Source organism: Kribbella sp., from assembly GCF_035687465.1.
Lineage (GTDB): Bacteria > Actinomycetota > Actinomycetes > Propionibacteriales > Kribbellaceae > Kribbella.
Map to the genome: position 1 here is coordinate 1 of NZ_DASRXP010000135.1, position 7,377 is coordinate 7,377.

The following is a 7,377-nucleotide window of genomic DNA, read 5'->3' on the forward strand; positions in this document are numbered from 1 at the left end:
GAACGCCGGCTGGGTGCACGCGGTCGGCAGTGCGGTCAGCAATGTTCGGGTCGGGGACAAGGTGATCCTGCATCCCTTGATCACGTGTGGGCTCTGTCGGGCCTGCCGGTCCGGTGACGATGTGCATTGCGAGTCCAGCAAGTTCCCGGGCATCGACACCGACGGAGGGTATGCGGAGTACCTGCTGACGACGGCGCGGAGCGTAGTACGGATCGATGATTCGCTGGAGCCGGCGGATGTCGCGGCGCTCGCCGACGCCGGCCTGACGGCGTACCACGCGGCGGCCAAGGCGGCCCGTGCCCTCCGGCCGGGGAACGTCTGCGTGATCATCGGCGCCGGTGGACTCGGACACATCGGGATCCAGGTGCTGAAGGCGATCTCGGCCGCGACCCTGGTCGTGGTCGACAGCAACCCGGCGGCGGTCAGGCTCGCGGTGGAGATCGGTGCGGACCAGGGGATCGTTGCCGACGGCACCCAGGTCGCGCAGGTCTCGGAGCTGACCGGCGGGAACGGCGCGGAGGCCGTGGTCGACTTCGTCGGCGAGGGCGGCGCCACCGCCGACGGCATCGCGATGCTGCGCCAGGCCGGCAACTACTACGTCGTCGGGTACGGCGAGAACCTCGACGTCCCCACCATCGACGTGATCTCCACCGAGATCAACTTCATCGGCAACCTGGTCGGTTCGTACAACGACCTGCAGGACCTGATGGTGCTGGCGGCCCAGGGCAAGGTCGCGCTGCACACCACGAAGTACCCGCTCGACGAATTCCAGCAGGCGATCGACGACCTCGACCACGGCCTGGTCCGCGGTCGGGCGATTCTCATCCCGTGACGCGCGAAAGGTAACTGACCAATGGCTAAGGAACTGCGGTTCAACGTCGACGCCCGACGGCTGCTCGAGTCCGGGGTGAACGCACTGGCGGACGCGATCAAAGTGACGCTGGGGCCGAAAGGCCGCAACGCGGTGCTGGAGAAGCTGACCGGCCCGCCCACGATCACCAACGACGGCGTCACAATCGCCCGGGAGATCCAGTTGCGCGAGCCGTTCGCCAACATGGGCGCCCAGCTGGTCAAGGAAGTGGCGATGAAGACCAACGGTGTCGTCGGCGACGGCACCACCACGGCCACGGTGCTCGCCCAGGCGATGGTCCGGGAAGGACTGCGCGCCGTCGACGCCGGCGCCAACCCGATGCGGGTCCGGCGCGGGATCGAGCAGACCGTGCCGGTGGTGATCGAGACGCTGCGGTCGCGGGCGGCCGATGTCGGCGGCCGGGAGGAGTTGCAGCACATCGCGACCCTCGCGGCCAGTGATGACGAGGTGATCGGCAAGGTGATCGCCGACGCCGTCGACTGGGTCGGGCGCAACGGCGTCGTCACGACCGAGGAGTCGGACACGCTGGGGATGTCGGTGGAGGTTGTCGACGGCATCGAGTTCGACCACGGCTACGTGTCGGCGTACATGGTCACGGACCGGGAGCGGATGGAGGCCGTCTACGACAACCCGCTGATCCTGCTGACGAACAAGAAGATCACGCAGGTCCAGGAGATCATGCCGACGCTCGAGGTGGCACAGCGCGCGGAGCGGCCCCTCGTAGTGCTGGCTGAGGATGTCGACGGGCCTGCCCTGCAGCTGCTTGTCGGGGGCAACATGCACAACACGATGCGGTCCGTTGTCGTGCACGCTCCCGGGTTTGGGCACCGGCGGATCGCGGAGCTGGAGGACCTCGCCACCGCGCTGGGCGGCCAGGTGATCGCGAAGGACACCGGGCTGGACCTGCAGGATGTCACTCGGGAGCTGCTGGGGTCCTGTGACCGGATCACGATCACCGAGAACGCGACCACGATCGTCGGCGGTCACGGCGACGGGGGACTGGTGGAAGCGCGGATCTCCCAGTTGGAGAAGCAGTTCGAGCGCGCCAAGATCGAGGCCGACCAGGACAGCCTGCAGCTGCGGATGGCGCGGCTGGCCGGCAAGGTCGCGGTGATCCGCGTCGGCGGCGCCACCAGCGTGGAGCTGAAGGAGCGGATGCTGCGGGTCGACGACTCGCTGGCGGCGACCCGGGCAGCGCTCGAGGAGGGTGTCGTACCTGGTGGTGGCACCGCTCTGGTCCAGGCGCTGGACGTGGTCTCGAAGGTCGAGCTGACCGGAGACGAGGCGATCGGTCGCGAGGTGGTCCGGCGGGCGCTGCCGGAGCCGCTGCGGTGGATCGCGATCAATGCCGGGTACGACGGTGACGAGGTCGTCGCACGGGTCGCGGAACTGCCGCTCGGGCACGGTTTCAACGCGCTCACCGGGGAGTACGCGGACATGTTCCAGCAAGCGGTGATCGACCCGCTCAAGGTCACCCGGGCAGCGCTGGAGAGCGCGGCCTCGATCGCGGCCCTCCTCATCACCACCGAGACCGCCGTAGTCGAGGAGATCCTCGGCAACCCAGGCGCAATCATGGCCCCCGGCTTCGGCGACCTCGCCGAAGGCATGGTCCGCCCCTCCAACATCTACTAACCCGCACTACGCCCGGCCGGCCCCGGCAACCCCAGGGCCGGCCGGGCCCACGCTGCGCCCCGATCCTGCGCACCCCCGTTGGTGTGCAGGATCGGGGCATCTCGCGGGTGTCTTCCGCTTGCTGGTGTTAGCTGTGGGGGCGGTGTGTGCCGCAGCAGCCACCTGCCACGACGGCGCCTGCGGCTGCGGGTTCTTGGACGGCTGCTTCTACGTCGGCGAGTAGTTGGGTTCGGGCGGTTGGGGAGATGACTCGGCCGCGGGTGATGACCGAGTGGATCCGGCGGGTGTTGCGGATGTCGGTCAGGGGATCGGCGTCGAGGACGACCAGGTCGGCGATCTTCCGCGGCTCGACGGATCCCAGGTCGTCGCTCATCCCGAGGAACCTCGCGGGTTCGACGGTTGCGGCGCGCAGCGCTTGCTGGGGAGTGGCGCCGGCTCCGACGAGCAACTCCAGCTCGTCATGGAGAGCGAACCCCTGCACCATCCACGGCGTACCGGTGTCGGTGCCGGTCAGGATCGGGACGCCATGGGCGAACAGCTCCTTGACGAAGCGCTGCCGGTAGGCCCACATCTGCTGCTGGCGGGCGATCTCCTCGGCCGGGCGGTTCGCCTTGTAGAGGTTCTCCAGGACGTACTCGAAGGTGCCCATCGTGTCCGCCCTGACGTACTTCAGCGTGGCCGGATCCGGAGCGGTGTAGTCGGGCATGTCCAGGACGCGGTGCATCGTGAGCGTGGGGGTGACGCGGGTGTCCCGGCGCTTCAGTTGGCCGAAGACGTCAGCCGCCCGGGACTTGCTGTAGGTGTTGGCAGCGAGCCACTCGATCGGGTGCAACTGGCGGAACCACGCGTTGTAGTCGCCGGTTTTCAGGGTGATGGCCAGCAGTCGGCGGCGTACCTCGGCCTCCTGACTCGAGACCGACAGGCCGATCGCGTGAATGTGCTCGATGCTGCGCTGCCCGGCTGCGGCGACCTCGGGGATCGACACCTTGTCCGGGCCGTGGCCCGCGACCGTCAGTCCCTGCCTGCGCGCCTCGTCGTGGATTGCCCGGTACGCCGCTGGGCTGAGGCGCGAGTAGACCTTCACGAAGTCCGCGCCCTCCGCCTTCACCTGCCGTACGGCGGCCCGGGCGGTCGCCTCGTCCTGGACGACCAGCACCTTGATCAGATTCGGGTCCCACAGGGTCGGGTCGCCGTCGATGATCTGGCTGCCGACCACCATCCGCGGTCCGAGCAGGGTGCCGGCGTCAGTCCGGTCGCGCCAGTCGTAGGCACGCGGGTCGCCGGACATCACCCGGACGGTGGTGAGGCCGTTCGCCAGCTGGAGAGCCGGGTCGACGCGATCGGTGTCGAGCGCGTGCACGTGCATGTCGGCCAGGCCGGGAATCACGAACTTGCCGGTCAGGTCGATCGCGGTCGCGCCGCGGGGGACCGGCAGGTTCCGGCCCACGCCGATGATCCGGTCACCGCTGATCAGTACGGTCTGGTGCCGGTTCCGGCGGCCGGTGGCCACGTCGATCACGGTCGCGTTCGTGAGCGCGGTGATGGGGGTGTTGCCGACTCCGGCGAGCGGGCTGATCAGGGCGGACGCCGGGCCGGCGGCGAAGGAGCCACCGGCGACCACAGCGGCGCCGACGGCCGTACGGGCGAGGAACTGACGTCGTGAACTGTTCATGGGCTCTATGGTTGTTGCCGCCGGTGCCGGGGTCAGGGGTTGCAGGCGCCCTATCCCAGGTAGGGGAATGTCCACCATCGGACGTACTCTTGGTGGCTGTTATGCGTACATACGAGGTCCGCACCTATGGGTGCCAGATGAACGTGCATGACTCCGAGCGGCTTCGCGGCCTGCTGGAGGATGCCGGATACGTCCGCGCGCCCGAGGGTGACGAGGCCGATGTGGTCGTGTTCAACACCTGCGCGGTCCGCGAGAACGCCGACAACAAGCTCTACGGCAACCTCGGTCACCTGGCTCCGGTGAAGGCCAAGAAGCCCGGCATGCAGATCGCCGTCGGCGGCTGCCTGGCGCAGAAGGACAGGGCCACGATCACCAAGAAGGCGCCCTGGGTGGACGTCGTGTTCGGGACGCACAACATCGGCTCACTGCCCGTGCTGCTGGAGCGCGCCCGGGTGCAGGAGGAGTCCCAGGTCGAGATCCTCGAGTCACTGGACGTCTTCCCGTCGACGCTCCCGACCCGCCGCGAGTCGCCGTACTCCGCCTGGGTGTCGGTCAGCGTCGGCTGCAACAACACCTGCACGTTCTGCATCGTCCCGGCGCTGCGCGGCCGCGAGAAGGACCGCCGCCCGGGTGACGTGCTCGCCGAGGTCGAGGCGCTCGTCGCCGAGGGTGTGCTCGAGGTGACGCTGCTGGGCCAGAACGTGAACTCGTACGGCGTGGAGTTCGGCGACCGGTTCGCGTTCGGCAAGCTGCTGCGGGCCTGTGGTTCGATCGAGGGCCTGGAGCGCGTGCGGTTCACCTCGCCGCACCCGCGCGACTTCACCGCGGACGTGATCGAGGCGATGGCCGAGACCCCGAACGTGATGCCGTCCCTGCACATGCCGCTGCAGTCCGGCTCGGACCGGATCCTCAAGACGATGCGCCGCTCGTACCGTCGCGATCGCTATCTCAAGATCATCGAGGATGTCCGTACTGCGATGCCGGACGCCGCGATCACCACCGACATCATCGTCGGGTTCCCGGGGGAGACCGAGGAAGACTTCCAGGGCACGCTCGACGTGGTCCGGCAGGCCCGCTTCGCCGGCGCGTTCACCTTCCAGTACTCCAAGCGCCCCGGCACCCCGGCCGAGTCGATGGAGGATCAGGTGCCGCGGGCCGTAGTACAGGAGCGTTATGAGCGACTGGTCGCGTTGCAGGACGACATGGCCTGGGCCGAGAACAAGTTGGTCGTCGGCCGGTCCGTCGAGGTCCTGATCGCCGAGGGGGAGGGCCGCAAGGACGCCGCCACCCACCGCCTCTCGGGTCGCGCCCGCGACAACCGCCTGGTCCACTTCGCGCTGCCCGAGGGTGTCGAGCGTCCGCGACCGGGTGACATGGCAACAGTCGAGATCACCTACGCGGCACCACACCACCTTGTCGCCGACCTCTTCGGCGCAGTACGCCGGACGCGGGCCGGCGACGCCTGGGAAGCAGCCCAGGATGCCCCGGCCGGTTCGTCAACTCCCGGCGTCATGCTCGGCATGCCAACCCTCGGCGCCAAACCCCTGGAGCCCGCCACCACCGGCTGCCAGGTCAACTAGTGCCAGCCGCGCTCGGCCGCGAACTCGCCCGGATCCTTGCTCCAGATGGCTTCCGGGCCGGCTGATCACGTGCTTCCGCCCGACGCCGAGCCTTTCGCGTCCGGGCGGGACGCCGACGTCTACTCCGTCGACGACGACTGGGTCCTGCGCCGCTACCGCAACGGCTACCCAGTCCGGGATGAAGCGGACTTCATGCGCTGGGTCGCGAAGTACGACTACCCGGTGCCGGCGGTCCGCGACGTGAACGGCCCCGACATGGTCATCCAACGCCTGACCGGCCCCACCCTCGCGGACGCGGCGCTCGCCGGAGACATCGGCCCCGTGGCACTCGGCCGAATGCACGCAGACCTGCACCGCCGCCTCCATGCCATCCCCGCCCCCAGCGGCACCCCCGGCAAGGTAGTCGTCCACGGCGACCTCCACCCAGAAAACGTCATCCTCACGCCCGACGGCCCGATGGTGATCGACTGGCGGAACGCCGAGGAAGGCACACCGGAATTCGACGTCGCCATGACCGCAATCATCTTTGCCCAGGTAGCGCTGGACCCGGTGTGGGCCGAGCTCTCCCCACTACTCCGCGAAGCCCTGTCCAGCTATTTGGCGCACTCGATAGACCCGACGTCTGGCCTAGAAGCAGCCCTCACCGCCCGAGGCGCCAACATCACTCTGACCCCAGAAGAACTAGCCCTACTCCCAGCCCAAGCCGCCCTGATCCGAACCCACCTACCCACCTAGTACGCCGACCCGCTGGGCATCCCGTGGCAGGCGCTCCCCAAGGTGGTTGCCGTCAGCAACTGTCTGACCCGGGCGACCGCCGGCCTGCCGATCACGAAGTCGCCCCGGCAACGGGACTGTGATTGCGTTGGTGCTGTGGTTGCGCCGCACTGGCGGGGTGGTTGCACCGGGTGCATTGGTGATGTGGTTGCGCGGTCTCCGCTGCGGGAGTGTGCTAGTCGACGTGGTGCGCGTCAAGGGCGCCTTTGGCGTCGCCTTCGGCGATCGAACAAATTCGACCCTTGACCCGCACCACGTCGACCAGGGAAGGACGCAGCTACGCGGATCCCGCGCGGAGGTGTGAGCTGCTTCCGTGGTCCCACCCGCCCGGGTTGTTTTGGGGGCTGATGTGGAGCCGGTTCCGGTGGTTCCGCCGGGCACAGGTGCCCTCGGGCGGAATTGTGCGAGTCCCCTTCTGGCGAACCCACAGTTTCGGGGGTTATCCCCTGAAACCGTGGGTTGTCAGCGTGGATACTGCGCGCCACCCCACGGTTTCAGGGGATAACCCCCGAAACTGTGGGTTCGCGGTGGGTGGCTGGTGGGGTCCACGCCGGGCCCGGTGGTGTGGGCGGTCGGCTGCCGGGCTGTGTGGCCGATGGCGGCCTACTCGGCGCTATCGGTCGAACAACCTGCTATCGGCGGTAGGCCCGGCGGGTCGGATGCCGGGTCGTTGGGCCGATGCCGGTCTGTAGGGCGGTATCGGTCGAGCAGGCGGCTATCGGCCGGGTGGTTCACTGGCTGGTCCGCCTGGTGGTGCGCGCGTTCCGCTAGGTGGTTCGGCAGGGGGTGTCCCGGACGTCCAGCACTCAGTAACCTCCCGGTCAGGTACCGGAATCTCCCGGCCGGGC

The 7,377-nt window shown here is 68.6% G+C and carries 5 protein-coding genes; 4 read left to right on the forward strand and 1 reads right to left on the reverse strand.

Features of this window, described 5'->3' with window-relative positions:
• Window positions 1-832, forward strand: an 832-nt coding sequence (locus tag VFG33_RS06870) for a zinc-binding dehydrogenase (RefSeq protein WP_325023574.1), incomplete at its 5' end; no start/stop codon positions are given.
• A gap of 21 nt (window positions 833-853) precedes the next feature.
• The gene (gene groL / locus VFG33_RS06875; protein ID WP_325023576.1) at window positions 854-2,503 is read left to right on the forward strand and encodes a chaperonin GroEL; all 1,650 of its coding nucleotides are present in this window, start codon (window positions 854-856) and stop codon (window positions 2,501-2,503) included.
• 127 nt (window positions 2,504-2,630) lie between these two features.
• Here the strand turns inward: groL and VFG33_RS06880 are convergent, their stop codons facing one another.
• Complete coding sequence (locus VFG33_RS06880) at window positions 2,631-4,175, reverse strand: amidohydrolase family protein (protein ID WP_325023578.1); 1,545 nt, start codon at window positions 4,173-4,175, stop codon at window positions 2,631-2,633.
• Window positions 4,176-4,276: 101 nt separating this feature from the next.
• Here VFG33_RS06880 and miaB point away from each other — a divergent pair, with 101 nt between their 5' ends.
• Together miaB and VFG33_RS06890 are read left to right on the forward strand one after the other, a co-directional pair.
• Complete coding sequence (gene miaB / locus VFG33_RS06885; protein WP_325023581.1) at window positions 4,277-5,755, forward strand: tRNA (N6-isopentenyl adenosine(37)-C2)-methylthiotransferase MiaB; 1,479 nt, start codon at window positions 4,277-4,279, stop codon at window positions 5,753-5,755.
• A 45-nt stretch (window positions 5,756-5,800) separates the two neighbouring features.
• Window positions 5,801-6,490, forward strand: a complete 690-nt coding sequence (locus VFG33_RS06890) for a phosphotransferase (protein WP_325023583.1) — start codon at window positions 5,801-5,803, stop codon at window positions 6,488-6,490.
• Window positions 6,491-7,377 lie beyond the last annotated feature (887 nt).

What these genes read in the sequence shown, in the direction of transcription:
- groL (WP_325023576.1), top strand. Translation starts at nt 854, where the DNA reads ATGGCTAAGGAACTGCGGTTCAACGTCGACGCCCGACGGCTGCTCGAG.
- VFG33_RS06890 (WP_325023583.1), top strand. Translation starts at nt 5,801, where the DNA reads ATGGCTTCCGGGCCGGCTGATCACGTGCTTCCGCCCGACGCCGAGCCT.
- miaB (WP_325023581.1), top strand. Translation starts at nt 4,277, where the DNA reads ATGCGTACATACGAGGTCCGCACCTATGGGTGCCAGATGAACGTGCAT.
- VFG33_RS06880 (WP_325023578.1), bottom strand. Translation starts at nt 4,175, where the DNA reads ATGAACAGTTCACGACGTCAGTTCCTCGCCCGTACGGCCGTCGGCGCC.